Here is a 21,463-nt window from a genome sequence, read left to right as displayed (position 1 = left end):
ACGTATATGTATGCAGCGGTTAATTACTGGCTTGAAGCTCCTGCAATGACATATGCAGCCGCTTGGAAGATTATGTCGTGGTTTGCGGTAAAGGATCTTATTTTTACTGTTCTTGGGGCTATGCTTGCTCCGAAAATTTATAAAGCCCTACGATCTTCTTCGTATTTGTCAAATACGCAATCAAATAAAGTATCATAAAAGAAGCCTGCTCAAGTTTGAGCAGGCTTTACTTTTATACCGTTTTCACTTTATCTAATACACGTTCTACTTCACCCATTACAGCTGTTTGTACAGCTTCTAAATGAGCAATGCTCGTTGCTTCATCTTCTGACACGACGCCAAAATAGAACTTCACTTTTGGCTCTGTACCAGACGGACGAAGGCAGAACCAAGAACCGTCTTCTAAGATATATTTTAATACATTTGATTTTGGCAATGTAATTTCTTCTACTTTTCCTGCTTTAATATGCTGACGCTTACTTAATGTATAATCCTCTACAACCGAAACATTTAATCCTGCAATATTCTTAGGAGGTTCATTTCTAAATGTAGCCAAAATATGCTGAATTTGCTCAGATCCTTCTTTTCCTTTAAGCGTTAAAGATTTCAGACCTTCACGATAGAAACCATATTTAGTAAACACTTGCTGAAGCGCTTCATATAGCGTCATGCCCTGCTTTTTATAATAAGCACAAGCTTCTACTGCTAGAATGGCTGCTTGTACAGCGTCTTTGTCACGAGCAAAGTCACCAATTAAATAGCCGTAGCTTTCTTCATAACCGAATTGGAATGTATACTCGCCCGTTTGCTCATATTGCTTAATTTTTTCACCGATAAATTTAAAACCGGTTAGAGTGTCAACAACTTGCAGTCCAAATGAACGAGCAATTTGTGCGCCGATTTCTGACGTTACAATCGTTTTTAACACAACGCCATTAGCAGGCAGCACGCCTTTTTCTTTCTTTTGAGAAAGCAAATAGTGAAGCAATAAAGCACCCGTTTGGTTTCCTGTTAATAACGCATATTCGCCGCTTGGATCTTTGACAGCAATTCCTAAACGGTCTGCATCTGGATCCGTTGCGATTAAGATATCTGCATCAATTTCTTTTCCTTTACGAACAGCATATTCAAACGCAGCTGGTTCTTCAGGATTCGGAGATTTAACCGTCGAGAAATTTGGATCAGGAAGTTCTTGTTCTTCAATAACCGTGACATTTTCGTAACCGATGGATTGAAGCGCGTTGCGAACTGGCTTATTAGCTGTACCATGTAGAGGTGTAAAAACCACTTTTAAATCTTTACCTGTTTCAGAAGCTAGCTCTGGATTAATTAAAATCGTTTTTAGTTTCTCATTGTATGCTTCGTCAATCGCTGAACCAATCATTTCAATAAGACCTTTTTCTTTTAGCTCCGCTTCAGATTGAACAGCTAATGTAAGTTCATTTTCCACAGCATTTACAAAGCCAACTAGTTCATCAGCTTCTTTTGGCGGCAGCTGACCACCGTCTGGACCATATACTTTGTATCCGTTATATTCAGGAGGATTGTGGCTCGCTGTAATAACAATACCTCCAAATGCGTTTAACTCACGCACTGCAAATGAAAGTTCAGGTGTTGGTCTTAGCTCTTCAAATACATACGTTTTAATTCCGTGACTTGCTAATGTTTTTGCTGCTTCCATTGCAAATTCAGGGGATTTGTGGCGAGAATCATACGCAATGACTACTCCTTGGTTAATAGCTTCTTCGCCAGCTTGTTTAATGTACTCAGCAAAGCCTTCGGAAGCTTTTCGGATTGTATACGTATTCATACGGTTTGTACCGGCTCCAATTTCCCCACGCATTCCGCCTGTTCCAAATTCCAATGTTTTATAAAAACTATCTTCTAATTGTTTTTCATCACCTTTGATTGCGTCTAAATTTTGACGTAATTCAGGATCTAAATTTGGATAATTAATCCAAGATGTATACGTTTCTTTCCAACTCATAAAAAAAGCCCCCTTATATAGATGTAAATATGTATGAAAAGAGAAAAACGAGTAATCGTCTTTCTCTTTTTTTAACAGTCATATTATATTTCTTCGTCAAAATTTGACTTCCTGCTATTATATTATGGCTGTATTGACAAATTTTGAGGTACTTTTTTATTTTATCATGAAATACCTGTCATACGGTTAACTTTTTCATCTACTGGTACAACTGCGTCATGAAGGTGCTGTTCTAATTCATCCGTATAAGCTTTTGTTTGCTCAGGCGTCCACTTTAACTCTTCGGCCATATGAGCAATCACTTGTTTTTTCCAGCTTCTTACCCAGTTGATATCAAAGAATAAAGCGCCCGTACGTCTAATGAAGAAGTCCACTGGTTTTGAAACCATTTCTTCTTCTATGCCATATTGAATTTGCAGAAATACACTAGCTGGAAGGTCGCTGTTTTTTAGCTGATCAGGACGTTCAATCATGTAGCGGTATACTTTATCTACGTTTGAGCCATAGCGTTTTACAAGCTTTTCAGCAGCGTCACGTGATAACCCTAGTTTGATGCCTTCTTTGACTTTTTGCTCTACAAACGTTGGGAACCCACCTGAACCGCCTACATTACCTCCAGAAATCGGTAAATGTTTAGTTTGACAGCTTTCAAATTCGCGTCCTTCTGCTTTAAAATCTTCAGCTACGCGATTTACGACAATTTCAGCCATTTTACGGTACCCAGTTAATTTCCCTCCAGCGATTGTAATTAAACCTGATTCTGATGTCCAGATTTCATCTTTACGCGAGATTTCAGAAGGATCTTTTCCTTGTTCGTGAATAAGTGGACGAACACCCGCCCAGCTTGATTCTACGTCGTCTACCGTAAGATCAACCGTTGGGAACATATAGTTAATCGCATCAATAACATATTGACGGTCTTTTACAGTCATACGCGGATGTCTAGCGTCTTCTTTATAGACCGTGTCTGTTGTGCCTACGTATGTTTTTCCATCACGCGGAATCGCAAATACCATACGTCCATCAGGTGTATCAAAATAAATGGCTTGTTTTAACGGAAAGCGTTCTTGGTCAATAACTAAGTGAATTCCTTTTGTTAATTGAAGCTGCTTGCCTTTTTTTGAATTATCTTTTTCACGCAGCGTGTCCACCCATGGACCTGCAGCGTTGACGATTTTTTTCGCATAGATATTATATTCTTTATTCGTAAGCTGATCACGAACAACCGCCCCTACTACTTTTCCTTTATCGTAGATGAAGTTTTCCACTTTTGTGTAATTGACTAAGTCTGCCCCTCTTGCTGCAGCTTCTTTAGCTACTTCAATCGTTAAACGTGCATCATCTGTTTTATATTCAACGTAGTAACCGCCGCCTTTTAAATCTTTAGATTTCACCAATGGCTCGCGGCTAAGTGTTTCTTCTGCGCTAAACATTTTGCGGCGCTCTGAGCGTTTTACACCAGCTAAAAAATCATATACGCGCAGTCCAATTGAAGTTGAGAATTTACCGAATGTTCCACCTGTATGGAAAGGTAACAGCATCCACTCCGGAGTCGTTACATGAGGGCCATTTTCATATACGATGGCACGTTCTTTACCAACTTCGGCTACCATTTTAACTTCAAACTGTTTTAAATAGCGTAGACCGCCGTGAACAAGCTTTGTTGAACGACTAGATGTTCCTGCTGCGAAATCCTGCATTTCAACTAATGCCGTTTTCATGCCTCGATGAGTCGCATCAAGTGCAATACCTGACCCAGTAATTCCCCCACCAATTACTAGTAAATCGTATTGATTTTGTGTCATGTCTACCAATTTATTCGAACGTGTTTGACTTGAAAACATACGTCATTCCCCTTTCATTTTTCAAAGATATAAAATTTTTCCAATATACAAAAAAGAGAGACCACAAATCACATATATAGTATGCCTACATATGGATCTGTGGTCTCTCCGATTCTCCAACCAATTTATTAACTTGAGTAAATTATATCATACATGCGCTTTTAATTAAAGGATTTTCATCAAATAATTACTTAAAAGCCATTGTTGCATGTACGGCTTTTTTCCAGCCGCTATATAATTCTTCACGCTTTTCTTCTTCCATACTTGGTTCGAAAGATTTTTCCATATTCCACTGCTGCGCAATTTCATCGCAATCTTTCCAGTAGCCGACCGCTAGACCCGCTAAATATGCTGCCCCAAGAGCCGTTGTTTCATTCACTTGAGGACGTTCAACCGGAACGTCTAACACATCACTTTGGAACTGCATTAAGAAATTATTCTTAACTRCTCCTCCGTCTACACGCAATGTTTTTAATGTGATTCCAGAGTCCGCTTCCATTGCACTTAATACATCTCTTGTTTGATAAGCTAGTGATTCAAGCGTTGCACGGATAAAGTGTTCTTTTTTTGTACCCCGAGTCAATCCAAACATCGCCCCCCGTACATCACTATCCCAATAAGGTGTTCCAAGTCCTACGAAAGCTGGCACAATATATACGCCGTCTGTAGACTCTACTCGCGTTGCATAGTTTTCAGTTTCAGCCGCATTTTTAAACATTCTTAAACCGTCGCGAAGCCACTGAATAGCAGATCCTGCTACAAAAATACTGCCTTCAAGCGCATATTCTACTTTGCCGTTAATCCCCCATGCTAATGTAGTTAACAAACCGTGATCGGACTTAACTGCTTTTTCACCCGTATTCATGAGCATAAAGCAGCCTGTTCCATAGGTGTTTTTCGCCATTCCTTTTTCATAGCACGCTTGTCCAAATAAAGCGGCTTGCTGATCCCCGGCTGCTCCAGCAATTGGAATGTTTTTACCAAAGAAATGATAGTCTACTGTATGAGCGTATACTTCAGAAGAAGGCTTCACTTCTGGAAGCATTGATTTCGGTACCCCTAAGATGTCTAGCAGTTCATCATCCCATTTTAAATCGTAGATATTGAACATAAGCGTGCGGGATGCGTTTGAGTAATCCGTTACATGCGCCTTTCCGCCTGATAGCTTCCAAATTAACCATGTATCAATTGTTCCGAATAACAATTCACCGTTTTCTGCTTTTTCACGTGCACCTTCTACGTTATCTAAAATCCACTTCACCTTTGTTCCAGAGAAGTATGCATCAATTAATAATCCCGTTTTGTCGCGGAACGTATCGTTTAATCCTTTTGCTTTTAATTCTTCACAAATACCAGACGTTTGTCGAGATTGCCATACAATTGCATTGTACACCGGTTTCCCTGTTGCTTTTTCCCATACTACTGCTGTTTCACGCTGATTGGTAATCCCAATTCCTTCGATTTGATCCGCATGAACACCTGACTCAGATAAACAAGATGCGATAACTGCTAGGATAGATCCCCAAATTTCACTTGCATTATGCTCTACCCAACCTGGTTTTGGAAAGTACTGTGTAAACTCTTTTTGAGCTACATGTACAACTTCACCTTTTTTATTAAATAACATTGCTCGTGAGCTTGTTGTTCCTTGGTCTAAAGATAAAATAAATTTTTCCATATCAATATCCCCTATTCTCTGTATAGTGTCGTTTCTTTATTGTACATAGTTAGATGGTAAAGCGCATTCATTTTTTCGGTACTACTGCTGATTGAATCTGTGCTGCCTTTTGTTTAGAAACAGCGTAGATAACTGCTAAAACAATCAGCGCTAGACTTAAAACAACCCATAAACTGCTTGACATTTTATTTAAAAATGCCGCTTGGTAAAATACTGCCCCGATTGATCCGCCTACTAAAGGACCCACTACTGGCACCCAAGCATATTTCCAGTTCGAGCTGCCTTTGCCAGGTATCGGCAAGATAGCATGAGCAATACGAGGTCCTAAATCACGAGCAGGGTTGATGGCATAGCCTGTTGTTCCTCCTAATGATAAACCAATACTTACGATTAAAAATCCTACTACTAAAGGATTTAATCCATCTGTAAATTTATTTGCTCCAATTGCTAAGATTCCTACTACTAATACAAACGTTCCAATTGCCTCACTTAAAACGTTTGCAAATGGGTTAGCAATTGCTGGCCCCGTTGCGAATACGCCTAATTTTGTACCAGCATCTTTTGTTTCTTTCCAGTGTGGAAGATAGTGTAAATAAACAACTGTTGCGCCAAGAATGGCTCCAATAAACTGAGCTAAAATGTACACCGGTACTTGTGACCACGGAAAATCACCTGTAATAGCAAGCGCTACGGTTAACGCTGGATTTAAGTGTGCCCCACTCATATTACCAACCGCATATGCTGCCATCGCTACTGCCATTCCCCATCCCATTGTGATAACGATCCATCCTGAATTCGCAGCAAACGATTTTTTTAAATTGACGCCCGCACATACACCAGCGCCAAGGATAATTAAAATCATTGTTCCAATTATTTCTCCTAAGAATGCTTGCATATAAATAACCTCCCCTTTGTATGAAAACRATTAAAATAACAAGAAAATAAGAAAATCCACAATACATCCCCCTAATAAAATCATTAAAAGGCTATACCGTGGATCTCCTATTCTCCCTCACATCTATTAACTTATCTAGAAGTTTACTAGATGGTGAAAGCGTTGTCAAACAGTTTTTTTAAGTTGAAATACTCCACAGTTCTCTATTTGATGTTGTAACAGCAGAAGCCCCGGCTCCTAAAGCATTCAGCACTTCTTTTTCGGTTCGTATTAAACCTCCAGCTAACACTGGAATGCCTGTTTCAGCTTTGACTTCTTGGATTAAAGTGGGCACAATTCCAGGAAGAAGCTCAATATAATCGGGTTTTACTTTCTTCATTAACTCGTAGCTTTTCTTCAAAGCCGTGCTGTCTAATAAAAAGACCCGTTGAATGGCATAAATCCCTCTTTGTTTAGCTTTTAAAATGACGTTTGTTCTTGTCGAAATAATCCCCGCAGGCTTAAACTCCTGACACAAAAAATCAACCGCATATTCATCGTGCTTTAAGCCATGAATTAAATCTAAATGAATGATTAGTTTCTTTTCATGCTTATGGACCTCTTTCATAATTCCTTTTAGCATGCCCACTTGATTGTCTAAAAGAACTCCGTACTCATAATTACTTACTAAAAATTTTTCCAATTGCTTCATATCTCGAACAGCGGGTAATACCGATTGTCCATGAAAACTCATGTTTTCCCCTCTTTTCCATGGTTAGTCCACAAAATTCATTGTAATAGTTTTTATTATGGCAAAAGTTGAAATAAAAAACACCATGCATTTGCATGATGTTTTTAGAAACTTCTTTATTTTTTATATTTAATATTGTAAACGTCGTGGCGTCGGTCTTTTAATTGACGAACCGTTCCCGATTGACGCTGGCGGCGAAGAATTTCTAAATCTACGTCTCCAATAACTACCATTTCAATATTAGGATTACATTCTCCTACAATGCCGTCTCGTGCAAATTCAAAGTCAGACGGTGCAAAAATAGCGGACTGAGCATACTGAATATCCATGTTTTCTGTTTCAGGCAGGTTTCCAACTGTACCTGCGATAACCGTATAAATTTGGTTTTCGATCGCGCGCGCCTGAGAGCAGTATCTTACGCGCAAATAGCCTTGACGGTCTTCCGTACAGAATGGTGTAAAAATAATATTTGCACCTTTATCGGTAGCAATACGAGCAAGCTCCGGAAATTCGATGTCATAGCAAATTTGGATCGCAATTTTACCGCAATCTGTATCAAACACTTCAACTTTGTCTCCTGGGCTAATTCCCCACCATTTTCTTTCATTAGGTGTAATATGCACTTTGTACTGCTTTTCAATTGTTCCATCTCGGCGGAATAGATAGGCAATATTAAAAATATCTCCATTATCTTCTTCAACGAAGTGGGATCCTCCAATAATATTTACGTTATATTTAACCGCTAAATTAGTGAATAGTTCAATGTACTCTTCCGTATATTCTGCTACGCGCTGAACCGCTTTGCTTGGAATCTTTTCATTCAAGAAAGACATTAGCTGAGTTGTGAAAATTTCCGGGAATACGCAGAAGTCGGCTTTTGCGTCATAAGCAACATCTGTATAATATTCTACCTGTGTTGCAAACTCTTCAAATGAATTGATCTGTTTCATCATATACTGAACAACACAAATACGCACTGGGAATGACGTTTTAAAATGGCGTTTTGAACGGCGAACATAATCTACGTTGTTCCATTCCATCAGCGTTGCATACTTATTAGAAGCTAGATCATCAGGAAGATAACCAGGGTTTATACGCATAAGCGTAAATCCGTTCATTAGCTGAAAAGATAGGACTGGATCATAAATTTTATGATGAATAACTTGCTCTACATATTCTCTAGGCGACATTTCAGCTGAATGCTTATGGTAATTAGGAATTCTTCCTCCGATAATGATACTTTTCAGGTTCAATTCACGTGCTAAATCTTTACGCGCTTCATACAAGCGGCGTCCTATTTTCATGCCGCGATACTTTGGATGAACCATTACTTCAATTCCATACAGATTGTAGCCTTCGGGGTTATGATTTGTAATGTATCCTTCGTCTGTAATATCGTCCCACGTATGCTGATCATCGTACTCATCAAAGTTCACAATCAAGCTTGAACAAGATCCGATAATTTCCCCGTCGTACTCTGCACATATTTGTCCTTCTGGAAAAATGGCCAGGTGACTTTCAAGCTGTTCTTTTTTCCACGGATCCATTCCCGGGAATGATAGCTTTTGAAGTGCTAAAATTTCATCTATATCGTCCGGTTTGATGTTACGAATAATCATTTTTTTCTCGAATTTTGATAAATCTATTGTAGACATACGTTAAAACAACCCTTTCTCTCTCTTCATTAGGCAATTAGTTTCCCTGTTTTTTATTATAATAAACATTATTAAAAATTCAAAAAATGAAGTTGAGACATAACGAAATAAATCCAATCTAAAGACGAACAAATGGATGCATTAGCTCGTATAAATAGCTTGTGACACCGCTATTGATTTCCGTGCAACTGCTAGAAGGAACAGAACAGATGAAACCTACGTTCACCATAATAAAAAAACGAACCATGAATCAAAATATTTGATTCATGGTTCGTTTTTTACTTAGGCTAAAATACTTTTGTCCCAGCCTCATTTTCTATTTGCAAATATCTAATTTTATGGATGTTTTTTTAGTAGGATAATTTTCAATAAACCCTGGTCCTAAAGAAACTTTAATGCCATCTATTTTATATACATTATAGCGTTCACCGCGATTTAACGTACGAATCTTTACCCATTTTCCTTTTTCTTCTTTTAACAAAACCATCGGTGATTCAATCGTTACAAAACCAATTTGGCCTTTTGAAAGCTTTTTCGTTTTACAAAGGTTCTGGGCGACTGGAGCACTGCTTACTTTGTATTTGTTTTTAACAGCGATTGAATCAAAACCTTGAGAATGAAATTGACCAATAACCACTTTTGTACCGGTTTGAACGCGGTCAAACAGCCAGCGTACCTCTTCATCATACATACGAATGCACCCTGAACTTGCGTAAGTTCCGATAGAACTTGGATTATTATTTCCATGAATAGCATACGTTGTTCCATATGTTCCGCGCGCATTTAATCCTAGCCAGCGATCACCTAGCGGATTCCTAGGATCTCCTCCCCGAATGTTGTCTTTATAATAAGGCCGGTTTTTAATTTTATTCACAATGCTGAAGGTACCCTCTGGTGTATAACTCATCTGCCTGCCTGTCGCAACTTTGAACGTCTTTACTAATTTTCCTCCATCATAAAAAGCAAGGGTGTTAGTAGATTTATTAATAATAATAAGTTGATTTGACGCCGCAGACGCATTGCCTGTCAGGCCTATCCCCGCGAGTAAAAAAACAAGCCCAACAAAAAAAACAGCCACCTTTTTCATTTATCGACTCCCCCAATTTCTCTTATATCTATATAAGAAAAGTATAGGATGAAAGTCAAACCATCAGAACACTTTTTATCTTATAAGTCAAAATACAATAAAATCTTTCACGCACCCCTTTTTACTGACAAGAAGCAATAAATGTACATAACAAAAAAACGGCCCTTTAAAGGGACGTTTTTTTTGTATTTAAAGCTTMACTTCAACTTTTGCATTTTTCTTAAGTTCTTCAACTTTTTTCTCTAATGCTTCTTGTTTCTTTTGTTGTTCAAGCTGCTGCTTAATTTGTGGCTTTACGTCTTCAAGCTTTGGCATTTGAGATTGTTCTTTACCGCCGCTTGCTTGACTTTGGCTTTGTTTTGCAAATTGATCGTAATAATCTTGAATTTCTTTATCTGTTACTTCTGGTGTTTGGATGTCTTTATCTACGTACTGCTGATATTTAATGCTGTCAGCCAGCTCAGACTTTAATTGTGATTGAGTTAGTCCTGCATCTTTTAAAGCCGCTTTAAACTGTTTATCTGTTTTGAACTGCTTTTTCGTTTCTTTTAACTTTTTATTTACTTCTTCATCAGTTGCTTTATAGCCTTTGTTTTCAGCTTCTTGCAATAGCAGCGTTTGACCTACTAAATTGTCAATTGTTTGCTGCTTTACTTGTTTAGCTGCTTCTTTAGATGTTGGGTCTTGTCCCATTTGTTGATATTGGGCTTGTGATGAAGATAATGCCGCATTATATTCTTCACCAGAAACTTTTTTACCGTTTACAACCGCTACGGTTTTCTTCTCATCTACTTTTTGTTTATCTAATTTCTTCTGCATTTCTTTTGCTTGCTTTTCCTGCTTTTCCTGAGCCTCTTTTTGCTTCTCAGTTTGTGCAGTTTTCTGATCATCACTTTTTGATTGCTTTGCATCATCGTTTGAACCGCATGCTGTTAAAGCTGCAGCAATTAACCCAATGAGCAATGTATACATCAGTTTTTTCATGATTAATCTCCTTTCATAATCCCAAACGATTATTAGCTATTAGAAAAAATCATCTAGGGGGCATTGTATATGATATAGGCGTAAAAAGAAACCATTTAGTCTAATTTTAAACATATGTAATAAGATTGAAACGTTCTGTAATCTTATGAGAGGTAAACAATTTCGTTTATACGACTTGTCTAATCATAACATTATTTAGTATGTTTTACATAATTTGCAGAAATTTATTCATCGTACATTCTTTTCTTTAAAGCTTTCTTTACATTAAAGATGACAGTATTTGATCACATAATTTCATGGTTTTTACATTGTCACTTCCACTGGAAAGAAGTTCTTTATCACTTGTACAACACTCAATGAAATGAGCCATCTCTCCAACAAATCCACGAAGGTAAAGATCTCGATATGCTCCTGACATTGGAGAAGCAGAAGGTGTAAACACACGGTCGCTTTCTTTTAATGACTTCCATGGTAAATCATCAAAAGTCTGAGATTCGTGAATAGTCAATGCGTTTACTTCATCAGCAAAAGCAAAGCCATTGTCAAATGTCACTAATAAGTTTTCGCTTTCGCGAGACCACGCTGTCATGCCAGTAAAATACAGGCTCCCTACAGTGCCATTTTCAAACTTCAGCGAAATACTATTTGAAATATACTCACCATGATTATTTCTGAACCCTGCCACGTGAACGACTTCGCCGAACAAGTGACGGACAAGATCAACAATATGTATGGCAGCAAGCTTCATAAACTGCTCTTCATCTTTACAAAAAGGGGTACTGTCTACAGCAAACCTCGCTTGAAATGAACGGACGTTTCCAAGTTTTCCTTCTTCAATGAGCTCTTTTAGTTTTATATAGCAAGGTGCATAGCGCTTCATAAAACCTACCATTACTTTTACGCCAGCTTCCCTAGCAGCATCTGAAATCTCTTTTGCTTCCCTTTCATTCAGCCCCAAAGGCTTTTCCACATAAACATTTTTTCCCGCTCGAATGCAGTCAAGCACCAAAGCAGAATGATCTTCAGGCTGTGCCACAACTACTACTCCGTCGCACTTTTCCTGCTTCAGCATTTCCTTATAATCATCGTATGGCGTACCGCTGCTACCAAATCGCTGAAGAGCAGCTTTTGATCTTTCCATACTGCGTGTGGAAATTGCTTTAATTTCTGCTCCCGCTTCAATAACGGACGGATAAATGTTCGTTGATGCGTGAAAGCCTGCACCGATAAAACATAATTTTGCTTTTGTCATGTTTTCGCTCCTATTTGTTTTTTGTGATGGATTTATACAAGTTTGACCATATCACAAGCTCTTTTTGAATGTCCAATTGAAATCTGAAATATACCAATAAAAAGAAATAAGTTGAGACACAACTAAATGAATCCTACGTTTACCATAACAAAAAAACGAACCACTAATCAAAAATCTCGATCAATGGTTCGTTCTTCACTTCGTCTAAAATGCTTTTGTCTCAGCCTCTTTCTTTAATTTATGTATGAATTATAAAACGATTCATACGAATACGTAATCAAATTGTTTTCTTTTGCAAAACACTCAATGGAAACAGGAAATAAGAACCCGTATTTTTTTAAAATTGCAATATTTTTTTCGAATTGCTCGCAGTCGCTTTCTTCAATCGGCCGGTGTTTGATCGCTTCAATCACGGCAATTATTGTCTGAAGGCTACTAATGACTTGCAATGCTTCATCGAGTAAGCCATTATATAAATGGTCTGTACAATAATCTGGGTTTAATAATTCATCAGGATTAAGCTTATCTACAGATACATACCGAGGTAACAAGTCATAGCGAAGCTGTTCAGTCAACTCTTCTATGTAATTCTCCATTTCTGGCGGAGCTGCTTGGGCAATTTTCATGGTTACCCCCCCTTTTTTCTCTTAACTTATGTCTCTTTATTTAGCATAACATAAACATAAAACGAGAACTTCAGGTAGTTATTTCCTCCTAATTATTTACAAGTTCTTTTAAAAGATTAAAGGATATTTACTAGTATGTAAGGAAGGGATTAAATATGAGTATACACGGCCAATGGCTAGAAGATAAAATCGCAAAAAATGATGCAGGGCAAACAATTGAAGAGTATTTAAAAACGGAATGGCGTATTCCTAAAAAAACGCTGCATCAGTTTCGGATGAAGAAAAATGTGCTTATAAACGGCGAGCCTTTACCATGGAGAAACACTCTTAAGGAACATGATAAAATGTCACTTCCTTTTTTTGAAGCAGAGCCTAATGAAATAACACCTTACAATGTTGATATAGAAATTTTGTTTGAAGATGAGCACGTACTAATCGTAAACAAACCAATAAACCTAGATACTCATCCTTCATCAGAACAAGACCAAAAAACTCTTTTAAATGCTGTAGCTGCTTATTTTCAAAAAATAGGCCTCAAAACAAAGCCTAGACACGTTCACCGTTTGGACAGCGATACATCAGGTGCTATCTTATTCACGAAGCATTTTGTAGCAAGCTCCGTGTTTGACCAGCTGCTGGCTGAACGTAAAATTAATCGGACTTATATTGCCCTCGTCCAAGGAATCATAAAAAAAGAGGACGGAATCATCAATGAACCCATTGGACGTGATCGTCATCACGCTACAAGAAGACGAGTATCTAGAACCGGACAAGCTGCCAAAACACGTTATCGGGTGTTAAAACGCAATACGGCAAAAAACGAAACGCTTATTGAACTTTCGCTCGAAACTGGACGCACTCACCAAATTCGTGTTCATATGAGTCACATCGGCTATCCATTACTTGGTGATACTCTTTATGGAGGAAAGAGATTAAAAGAGCAGCAGCAAGCTTTACATGCCATTAAGCTTTCTTTTATACATCCGTTTACACATCAGCGCGTCTCAGCTGTTGCACCTCTAACTCAGCAAGTCTTTTTGCCTTACAGCAAGTTGCTTTCCTATTAAATATAAAAGAGAGGTTAAGACACAACCAGCTAAGGGCAAACAAATAGAAGAAGTGCGCTGAACCGCTTGAGATACCTACATGAAACCTGCGTTCACCATATCAATAAAAAAATCCGAACGAGTTGAATTCTTTATCAAGAATCTCAATTCATCGTTCGGATTTTCCTTTAACTAAAATACTTTTGTCCTAGCCTCTTTTTTTCTATTGAATTTTAAATTGACGAATCAAGTTCGCCAATTCTTCACTAATCTCTTGCAGATGTTCCGCTGATTGAGAAACAGTAGAAATAGCTCTAATTTGTTCTTCTGTGGAAGCGGTAATCTCTTCAGTTCCTGCTGCTGATTGCTGTGCAATGGCTGCTATGCTTTGAATTGCCGCTACCACGTCTTCCTTATGCTCATCGATACTGTCCATGCTGCTTGTCACATGTTCGACAGCCGCCGCCACTTGTTCAATCGTAGTTGCAATTTCAAGAAAAGCTCGTTCTGTATCTCCTACCACAAAGTCTTGAGACTTTGAAAGCTCTTCTGTACGGTTGCATTCTTCACGCGCAGCAGCGACTTCACCTTGAATCGCTGCAATCGTATGGCGAACTTGTTCAGTGGCCTGAGAGGACTGTTCAGCAAGTTTTCGCACTTCTTCAGCTACTACCGCAAATCCTTTGCCATGTTCTCCTGCACGAGCTGCTTCAATACTAGCATTTAATGCAAGTAAATTTGTCTGATCTGAAATACTATTAATCGTGAAAATAATAGATTCAATTTTTTTCATCTTATTTGTTAACTCTTCCATTACAGCTTGAACAGCGTGAATCGTTTGAGACGATTCAGTGGTTTGGTTGCGAAGGAGCTGCATCTGTTTTAAACCTTTTTTATTGATGCTTACAGCTTCAATCGTCATTTTATTAATCTGTGCATTTTGTTCAATGACTTCTTCAATTTGCGAAGATAAACTCATCGTTTTATGATTAGTAGAGTCAGCGTCAGAAGCTTGCTGCGTGGCACCGCTGGCAATCTCATGGATTGCCCGGCCGATTTCCTCACTGGATGCAGTTGCTTCTTCAGATACGGCACTCAAGTCTTCAACAGACGTTTTTACTGTCTCAACAGACGTCTGAACCGTGCCAATCAATGTTTTCATTTTGGCTACCATATCATTAAATAAATGAGTAAGCTCACCAATTTCATCTTTTGACTTCGTCTTCACCTGAACCGTTAAATCGCCAGCTGTTACTTTGGCTACTTCATTTTTCAAGCGGCGAATTGGATTAGTAATAATTCTTGAGAAAAAGATGGTTAACACCACTGATAATAAGATTCCAATTAACGCAATCCAGACAATAACAGTCAGTAAATGATGAGCGCTTGAGAGCATTTCATTATAAATAAAGGCATTTCCTATCTTCCAATTCGTCCCTTCGAGAGTATCATATGCCATGACTCTTTCTTCACCTTGAAAGGTATACTTCATGAAATCTCTATTCCGGTCTGCTTCGTACATTTTTTTCATAAATGGCTGATTCATCAAATTTTCCCCAGCTTCTGTTGGATGAACGAGCGCTGTGCCATTTTGATCAAATAAAAATGCATACCCACCGTGATTTACTTCTGCTTTACCTACAATGTTTTTTAATGCATCTAAGTCTAAATCAGTAGCTATAACGCCCAGTACATTTTTAGTATCTGGATCTAAAATAGCCTTTGCAATTGTCACGACCGTCTTTTTTGTTGCTGCATCTTCATATGGATCCGTATAAACAACATCATTAGGTGATTCTACTGCTTGTTTGTACCATACCCTTGAAGTCGGATCATAGTTTGAACCAAACTCTTGTTTGGGAACAGAATACATTCCTTTATTTTGAGTGCCTATGTATTCAAGTGCTAGGTTTGGATACTTTTCTTTAAACTGCGTAAACTCTTTTTGAACTGTGTTCCATGTAAAATACGGATTTTTCTCTTGGTTTGTTTGATCTCCTTCCTGCTTAACAAAATTAACAATTACATCGTTTTCACTATACGTCAGCAAAGAACGACTATACATGTCTAAGTATGTATGAATGGTTTCTTTTAACTCTTTCACTTGACTTTGAGACTGAACTTCTACATCTTTTTCTATTTGCGTTTTGGTAAATTGATAAACAGCCCCTGAAACAACTAATAATAAAATAGCTATAAAAACACTAAAAAATACTACGAGCTTTGCACTTAACCTCTTCATTCCCTCACCCTTCTACAAAAATCTTTATATTACTAATAACGGCTTTTCATTTTCATTTTTGAAGAAGTTTTTGTGATTTATTTCAAATTCCCGCAAAATAAAACCAGCGCATCCTTTCATAACGAAAGAACGTGCTGGTCTTATTTTTGCTTTTCGTATGCATCAGGTTCAATATGAACAAGCGTATCTTTAATTTGATGCTCATCGTTCATCATATGTTCAATTTGATCGGCAATTTCATGGCTTTTGATAACATTTAAATGGGGATCTACTTTAACAGTTACATCAATCACGACTTGATTACCAAGCTTGCGCGCTTTCACATCTTCTACTTCTTTTACACCTTCTACAAGCTCGATGCTTTCTTTGTAGTGCCCTAACTTTTCTTCATCAAATCCGTCCGTTAAGGAATGAGCCGCTTCTTTAAAAATCTCAATGGCTGTTTTACAAATAATAATTCCCACAGCAAAAGCAGCTACCACATCCAGCCATGGCAAGCCGAATTGGGAGCCGAAAATTCCCACAACAGCCCCTATACTCACAAGTGCATCAGACAAATTATCTTTAGCAACTGCATATAAAGACTGGCTATCAAGTTTTTTAGCAAGCTTAATATTATATCGGTAAACACCACCCATAATAGCAGCCGCTCCAAGACCTACCCAAGCAGCCAGTAAATTAGGAGCTTCAGATTTGTCCATAAATAATGACTGACCCGCATCAACCAATACTTCTAGTCCGATGACCATCATAATAAAAGAAGCAATAAGTGAAGAAATATGTTCCGCTCTGGAATGTCCATAGGGATGATCATTATCACGAGGTTTTTTAGAGATTTTTAAGCCGACCAAGACAGCAATCGATGCAATAATATCTGTAACATTATTAAGACCGTCGGCTTTTAATGCAGAGGAAGCGGTGACACCCGCAATGATAAGTTTACATGTTGATAAAAAGATATATGATAAGATACTAACCCAAGCGCCTTTTTGGGCTTGCTCATAGTAGTTCTCCATCCCTTCCACTCCTTTATTCAAAATAAGCAAACTTAGTGTAACAAATGGATTTCGTGTGGGTCTATAGAAACATTATTGGCTGCTAACATACAAATAGAGAATGTTAAACTCTTTAGCTTTCTGCAAAACAAGTTGCCTTTACTCAACACTTTAAACGTTTAAGATCTTTCTAAATGTGGCACTTCATGTAGAAGGACATTTTTTAAAATCGCCCTGTAAAATTGTTTACTATTTTTTAAAGGGTGTGATTTTTATCACAGCTGAAGCAATTTATTCTTGTTACACTAACATTGTGAAAAACATCACAAAATAAAATTCAAAGGATGATACAAATGAAAACACAATTCACACCAAAAACACGAAAAGTTGCTGTTATCGGAACTGGTTTTGTTGGCTCAAGCTACGCTTTTTCAATGGTGAATCAAGGTATTGCCAATGAATTAGTGTTAATCGATATGAACAAAGAAAAAGCAGAAGGTGAAGCACGTGATATCAATCATGGAATGCCATTTGCCACACCGATGAAAATCTGGGCTGGAGATTATAAAGACTGTGCTGACGCTGATTTAGTAGTTATTACAGCGGGCGCTAATCAAGCTCCAGGGGAAACACGCTTAGATCTAGTTGAAAAAAACGTTAAAATTTTTGAATGCATTGTAAAAGATATTATGAACAGCGGATTTGACGGCATCATTTTAGTGGCAACAAATCCAGTTGATATTCTCGCACACGTTACACAAAAAGTATCAGGATTACCAAACGAACGGGTAATTGGTTCAGGAACGATTCTTGACACAGCTCGCTTCCGCTACTTGTTAAGCGACTATTTCGAAGTAGATTCTCGCAACGTCCACGCTTATATTATGGGGGAACATGGAGATACGGAATTTCCTGTTTGGAGCCACGCGCAAATTGGCGGTGTGAAGCTCGAACATTTTATCAATACTGCCGCTATTGAAAAAGAACCGGATATGCAGCATCTATTCGAACAAACCCGCGATGCGGCTTACCATATTATTAATCGAAAAGGAGCGACTTATTACGGAATTGCAATGGGACTTGTACGCATTACCAAGGCTATTTTAGATGATGAAAATTCTATTTTAACAGTATCTGCTTTATTAGAAGGACAATATGGTATTTCTGATGTGTATATCGGCGTACCAGCTATCATTAATAAAAACGGCGTGCGTCAAATTATTGAATTGAATTTAACCCCTCACGAACAGCAGCAGCTCGAGCACTCTGCTAGCATACTTAAGCAAACTCGCGACAGAGCTTTTGTGTAACATCTAAAGATTTTTGCGGGGGACTCCCCCGCTCCCTTGTTTTAAATATGTAGTAGAGGTGTATGAATATGACGTGGACTCAGGTATATAATCCGTTAGATAATATTTGGCTTTCTGCACTAATTGCACTCATCCCCATTATCTTTTTCTTTATTGCTTTAACTCTTTTGAAATTAAAAGGACATATTGCTGCTGGTATTACGGTGCTTCTTTCTATGATTATTGCTATTTATTTTTATGATATGCCTGCCTCAATGATCTTAGGAGCCACAGGCTATGGGTTTCTGTATGCACTTTGGCCCATCAGCTATATTATTATCGGAGCGGTGTTCTTATACAAGCTAACTGTCAAAAGCGGACAGTTTACTACCATCAGACAATCTATTATTTCAATAACGGATGACCCCCGCTTGCAAATGCTGCTTGTTGCTTTTTCCTTTAATGCTTTTTTAGAAGGGGCAGCGGGATTTGGAGCTCCAATTGCCATTACAGCAGCGCTTCTAGTTGGACTTGGGTTCAAACCATTAAAAGCAGCGGCGCTATGTTTAATTGCTAATACAGCTTCAGGAGCGTTTGGCGCCATGGGGATTCCTGTTATTGTCGCAGGACAAGTATCTGGCATAGATCCAAAAGAAATTGCTCATTTTCTTGGCACGCAGCTTCCGATTATTTCTTTTCTTATCCCTTTTTTACTTGTCTTTATTATGGATGGGATAAAAGGATTAAAAGACGTATGGAAAGCAACGAGCATCACAGCCGTTTCCTATGCACTGACACAGTATTTAACTGTTACATACATCGGCCCTGAACTTCCAAATATCACATCTTCTATTGTGAGTTTACTTGCTCTTGCTTTTTATATTAAACGAACAAGCCCGGCAGCAGCTAAAAGCTTCAGCCTGTCACCAAAACAGATTTTAAAGGCTTGGTCTCCTTTTATTCTATTAACGATACTCGTTACGGCTTGGAGCATTTCTTTTGTCAAAAAAATGCTTGAACATATGAACCTGCTTATTAACGTCCCATTTTTACACAATCACGTAATTAAAGCAGCGCCTTTAGTAAAAGATCCTACGCCTTACGCTGCTATCTTAAAAATAGACGTATTTGCAGCAACAGGTACAGCAATTCTTATTGCTTGTATCCTTTCAGTTTTCTTGCTTAACGTATCGCCAAAAGTGGCATGGACCACTCTTTTAGAAACCGTAAAAGAATTATCAAGACCTATTATTACTATTATGATGGTCATTGCTTTTGCTTTTATTTCAAATTATTCAGGACAGTCTTCTACACTTGGATTGGCGCTCGCTACATCAGCCGCTTATTTTCCATTTTTATCTCCATTTCTTGGCTGGATCGGCGTATTTCTAACGGGATCTGTCGTATCAAATAATGCGCTGTTCGGCAACTTGCAGCTAACTACAGCTCAGCAAATTAATGTCTTGCCAGTTATTCTCGTAGCGGCCAATACTGCCGGCGGCGTGATGGCTAAAATGCTTTCTCCTCAATCAATTGCCGTCGCTGCCGGAGCAGTGGGACTGGCTGGAAAAGAAGGTGAACTGTTTAAATACACGCTCAAATACAGCATGGGATTTTTGATACTAGGAGGGTTGGTTACTTTTTTATTGGCTTGGTGGTTATGATAAAAAGCGCTAAAAAGCTGTTATTACCGTGTTTCTTTCATTTAAACAAACGTTTGATTATATAAAAAAGTCCCCAGTTAGCGCTGGGGGTTTTTTTATTCCGAAATAAGTAAACCTATGTTGCCAAATTGTTTCCCTTTATCTAATCGTTCGCAAGCTGCAACTGCCTCTGACAGCGGATAGAATCGATCGACGATTGGTTTAATTTGATGTTTCTCTATAAAATCCATCATGTCCACGAATTCTTCCTGACTTCCCATAGACGTACCAAGTATGTTGAATTGAGGATAAAAAATGGTTCTTAGAGGTAGTTCAACTTCATTTCCAGAACTTGCACCAAAATTAACAATTCTTCCATTTGGCTTTAATATTTCAAAATAAGCAGGAAATAAAGCTGCCCCCACACTATCAAGTATGATATCTACTTTTCTATTGTTGGTTTCTTCTTTTAGGTTGCTTCCGCTATCTAATGCATAATTCGCTCCATGCTTTAGAGCTTGCTTTCTTTTTTCACCACTTCTAGAAGTGACTGTTACGTTAGCTCCGATAGCTTTTGCGAATAACAATCCATAGGTCGCGACTCCGCTTCCTATACCGGGAATAAGGAGGTGCTCTCCTTTTTTTAATTGGCCTTTTGTAAATAGAGCTCTATAAGCAGTTAAAGCGGATAATGAAAGAACTCCCGCCTGTTTCCAAGATAGATAAGATGGCTTTTGTACAACGTTATTCGCTTGTATGATTACATACTCTGCAAATGTTCCATGTGATGGACCGCCTAAAATTTTAGGTGTAAGTGGAACGTGTTCTACACAATCCCACTCTAGACTTGGATTAATAATTACTTCCATTCCTTTTTTTAAACCTTTTACGCCTTCTCCCAATTCTTCTATAATGCCTGCACCGTCTGAACCGGGGATAAACGGCTTATCTCCTTTGCCTCGATTATTCATAACGAATAAATCTCTCCGGTTTAAACCTGCTGTTTTTAGTCTTACTTTTACTTCTCCTCTTTCAGGGAGCATCTCCTGAAGATTTCTGTACTTCATGCCTGCTATTCCACTTTTTTCACTATGTATAATACCTTTCATCATTTCGCCTCCTTTTAATCTACTCTACTAAAAACCTCAAAACCCAAAAAGAAATATGCCTAAAAAAGGAAAACAAACTTTTAGAATCGATCTTTCACTGTTTTATCTTTATTTTTCTGTATCGTAAAGGTATTAAGCTTCTTTTATTACATTTTTGTTACAAACAATCTTTTTTTGAAAAAAAGATTAAAAAGTAGAAAGAAACGCCTGAAAACGTTGATAAATCAACCTTTAACTGGTAATCCCCTTACTATAACTAGTTTAGAAACTAGTAAAAAACTAAAAAAATTTAAGAAAAAAAGACAAAACACTTTCTTTTATTACAAATTTATTGTAATATAAATGTAACAAAAGAAATATAAAACACATAATTGTTACATAAATAAGGTTAATTAATTAGG

16 protein-coding genes and 1 pseudogene are annotated in these 21,463 nt (G+C 38.0%); 4 read left to right on the top strand and 13 right to left on the bottom strand.

Annotation, left to right across the window (positions count from 1 at the left end; translation table 11 throughout):
• Positions 1-198 (top strand): annotated as a pseudogene (locus AC1DRF_RS06765) (biotin transporter BioY); the annotation flags it as partial.
• 34 nt (positions 199-232) lie between these two features.
• On the opposite strand, the gene AC1DRF_RS06760 reads toward AC1DRF_RS06765, so the two are convergent.
• The 10 genes from AC1DRF_RS06760 to AC1DRF_RS06715 all read right to left on the bottom strand — a co-directional run bounded on the left by AC1DRF_RS06760 (position 233) and on the right by AC1DRF_RS06715 (position 12,738).
• Positions 233-1,987 carry a phospho-sugar mutase gene (locus tag AC1DRF_RS06760; protein WP_230184802.1) on the bottom strand — a complete coding sequence of 585 codons (1,755 nt, stop codon included), beginning with the start codon at positions 1,985-1,987 and terminating at the stop codon, positions 233-235.
• 164 nt (positions 1,988-2,151) lie between these two features.
• Positions 2,152-3,831, bottom strand: a complete 1,680-nt coding sequence (locus AC1DRF_RS06755) for a glycerol-3-phosphate dehydrogenase/oxidase (RefSeq protein WP_043981690.1) — start codon at positions 3,829-3,831, stop codon at positions 2,152-2,154.
• Between the two features lie 187 nt (positions 3,832-4,018).
• Positions 4,019-5,509: a glycerol kinase GlpK gene (gene glpK, locus AC1DRF_RS06750; protein ID WP_477740467.1), complete on the bottom strand. Its 1,491-nt coding sequence runs from the start codon at positions 5,507-5,509 to the stop codon at positions 4,019-4,021.
• Between the two features lie 67 nt (positions 5,510-5,576).
• Positions 5,577-6,404 (bottom strand): MIP/aquaporin family protein, encoded by an 828-nt coding sequence (locus AC1DRF_RS06745; protein ID WP_025752994.1) that lies wholly within the window; start codon positions 6,402-6,404, stop codon positions 5,577-5,579.
• A gap of 178 nt (positions 6,405-6,582) precedes the next feature.
• Positions 6,583-7,137 (bottom strand): glycerol-3-phosphate responsive antiterminator, encoded by a 555-nt coding sequence (locus tag AC1DRF_RS06740; protein WP_043981688.1) that lies wholly within the window; start codon positions 7,135-7,137, stop codon positions 6,583-6,585.
• A gap of 113 nt (positions 7,138-7,250) precedes the next feature.
• Positions 7,251-8,789, bottom strand: a complete 1,539-nt coding sequence (locus AC1DRF_RS06735) for a carbon-nitrogen hydrolase family protein (protein WP_013055260.1) — start codon at positions 8,787-8,789, stop codon at positions 7,251-7,253.
• Positions 8,790-9,105: 316 nt separating this feature from the next.
• Positions 9,106-9,876 carry a L,D-transpeptidase gene (locus AC1DRF_RS06730; protein ID WP_427076870.1) on the bottom strand — a complete coding sequence of 257 codons (771 nt, stop codon included), beginning with the start codon at positions 9,874-9,876 and terminating at the stop codon, positions 9,106-9,108.
• 189 nt (positions 9,877-10,065) lie between these two features.
• Positions 10,066-10,860: a SurA N-terminal domain-containing protein gene (locus AC1DRF_RS06725; protein ID WP_013055258.1), complete on the bottom strand. Its 795-nt coding sequence runs from the start codon at positions 10,858-10,860 to the stop codon at positions 10,066-10,068.
• A gap of 259 nt (positions 10,861-11,119) precedes the next feature.
• Positions 11,120-12,112 carry a Gfo/Idh/MocA family protein gene (locus AC1DRF_RS06720; protein ID WP_427076872.1) on the bottom strand — a complete coding sequence of 331 codons (993 nt, stop codon included), beginning with the start codon at positions 12,110-12,112 and terminating at the stop codon, positions 11,120-11,122.
• Between the two features lie 233 nt (positions 12,113-12,345).
• Positions 12,346-12,738: a DUF5365 family protein gene (locus AC1DRF_RS06715; protein ID WP_427076873.1), complete on the bottom strand. Its 393-nt coding sequence runs from the start codon at positions 12,736-12,738 to the stop codon at positions 12,346-12,348.
• Between the two features lie 155 nt (positions 12,739-12,893).
• Here AC1DRF_RS06715 and AC1DRF_RS06710 point away from each other — a divergent pair, with 155 nt between their 5' ends.
• Positions 12,894-13,805, top strand: coding sequence for an RluA family pseudouridine synthase (locus AC1DRF_RS06710; RefSeq protein ID WP_477740466.1), 912 nt, complete (start codon positions 12,894-12,896; stop codon positions 13,803-13,805).
• 202 nt (positions 13,806-14,007) lie between these two features.
• On the opposite strand, the gene AC1DRF_RS06705 is transcribed toward AC1DRF_RS06710, so the two are convergent.
• Together AC1DRF_RS06705 and AC1DRF_RS06700 are read right to left on the bottom strand one after the other, a co-directional pair.
• Positions 14,008-16,026 carry a methyl-accepting chemotaxis protein gene (locus AC1DRF_RS06705; RefSeq protein ID WP_427076875.1) on the bottom strand — a complete coding sequence of 673 codons (2,019 nt, stop codon included), beginning with the start codon at positions 16,024-16,026 and terminating at the stop codon, positions 14,008-14,010.
• A 140-nt stretch (positions 16,027-16,166) separates the two neighbouring features.
• Positions 16,167-17,042 carry a cation diffusion facilitator family transporter gene (locus tag AC1DRF_RS06700; protein WP_043981683.1) on the bottom strand — a complete coding sequence of 292 codons (876 nt, stop codon included), beginning with the start codon at positions 17,040-17,042 and terminating at the stop codon, positions 16,167-16,169.
• A 332-nt stretch (positions 17,043-17,374) separates the two neighbouring features.
• On the opposite strand from AC1DRF_RS06700, the gene AC1DRF_RS06695 reads away from it, so the two are divergent.
• Positions 17,375-18,331 (top strand): L-lactate dehydrogenase, encoded by a 957-nt coding sequence (locus AC1DRF_RS06695; RefSeq protein WP_013081626.1) that lies wholly within the window; start codon positions 17,375-17,377, stop codon positions 18,329-18,331.
• Between the two features lie 62 nt (positions 18,332-18,393).
• The gene (locus tag AC1DRF_RS06690) at positions 18,394-19,974 is read left to right on the top strand and encodes a lactate permease LctP family transporter (protein WP_043981682.1); all 1,581 of its coding nucleotides are present in this window, start codon (positions 18,394-18,396) and stop codon (positions 19,972-19,974) included.
• Between the two features lie 95 nt (positions 19,975-20,069).
• Here AC1DRF_RS06690 and AC1DRF_RS06685 read toward each other — a convergent pair whose 3' ends face one another.
• Positions 20,070-21,062, bottom strand: a complete 993-nt coding sequence (locus AC1DRF_RS06685) for a zinc-binding dehydrogenase (protein WP_043981681.1) — start codon at positions 21,060-21,062, stop codon at positions 20,070-20,072.
• Positions 21,063-21,463 lie beyond the last annotated feature (401 nt).

The organism is Priestia sp. P5_B4 (assembly GCF_056400385.1).
This window is presented reverse-complemented; position numbering and strand designations above follow the sequence as displayed.

What these genes read in the sequence shown, in the direction of transcription:
- AC1DRF_RS06760 (WP_230184802.1), bottom strand. Translation starts at nt 1,987, where the DNA reads ATGAGTTGGAAAGAAACGTATACATCTTGGATTAATTATCCAAATTTA.
- AC1DRF_RS06755 (WP_043981690.1), bottom strand. Translation starts at nt 3,831, where the DNA reads ATGTTTTCAAGTCAAACACGTTCGAATAAATTGGTAGACATGACACAA.
- AC1DRF_RS06745 (WP_025752994.1), bottom strand. Translation starts at nt 6,404, where the DNA reads ATGCAAGCATTCTTAGGAGAAATAATTGGAACAATGATTTTAATTATC.
- AC1DRF_RS06740 (WP_043981688.1), bottom strand. Translation starts at nt 7,137, where the DNA reads ATGAGTTTTCATGGACAATCGGTATTACCCGCTGTTCGAGATATGAAG.
- AC1DRF_RS06735 (WP_013055260.1), bottom strand. Translation starts at nt 8,789, where the DNA reads ATGTCTACAATAGATTTATCAAAATTCGAGAAAAAAATGATTATTCGT.
- AC1DRF_RS06730 (WP_427076870.1), bottom strand. Translation starts at nt 9,876, where the DNA reads ATGAAAAAGGTGGCTGTTTTTTTTGTTGGGCTTGTTTTTTTACTCGCG.
- AC1DRF_RS06720 (WP_427076872.1), bottom strand. Translation starts at nt 12,112, where the DNA reads ATGACAAAAGCAAAATTATGTTTTATCGGTGCAGGCTTTCACGCATCA.
- AC1DRF_RS06715 (WP_427076873.1), bottom strand. Translation starts at nt 12,738, where the DNA reads ATGAAAATTGCCCAAGCAGCTCCGCCAGAAATGGAGAATTACATAGAA.
- AC1DRF_RS06710 (WP_477740466.1), top strand. Translation starts at nt 12,894, where the DNA reads ATGAGTATACACGGCCAATGGCTAGAAGATAAAATCGCAAAAAATGAT.
- AC1DRF_RS06705 (WP_427076875.1), bottom strand. Translation starts at nt 16,026, where the DNA reads ATGAAGAGGTTAAGTGCAAAGCTCGTAGTATTTTTTAGTGTTTTTATA.
- AC1DRF_RS06700 (WP_043981683.1), bottom strand. Translation starts at nt 17,042, where the DNA reads ATGGAGAACTACTATGAGCAAGCCCAAAAAGGCGCTTGGGTTAGTATC.
- AC1DRF_RS06695 (WP_013081626.1), top strand. Translation starts at nt 17,375, where the DNA reads ATGAAAACACAATTCACACCAAAAACACGAAAAGTTGCTGTTATCGGA.
- AC1DRF_RS06690 (WP_043981682.1), top strand. Translation starts at nt 18,394, where the DNA reads ATGAATATGACGTGGACTCAGGTATATAATCCGTTAGATAATATTTGG.
- AC1DRF_RS06685 (WP_043981681.1), bottom strand. Translation starts at nt 21,062, where the DNA reads ATGAAAGGTATTATACATAGTGAAAAAAGTGGAATAGCAGGCATGAAG.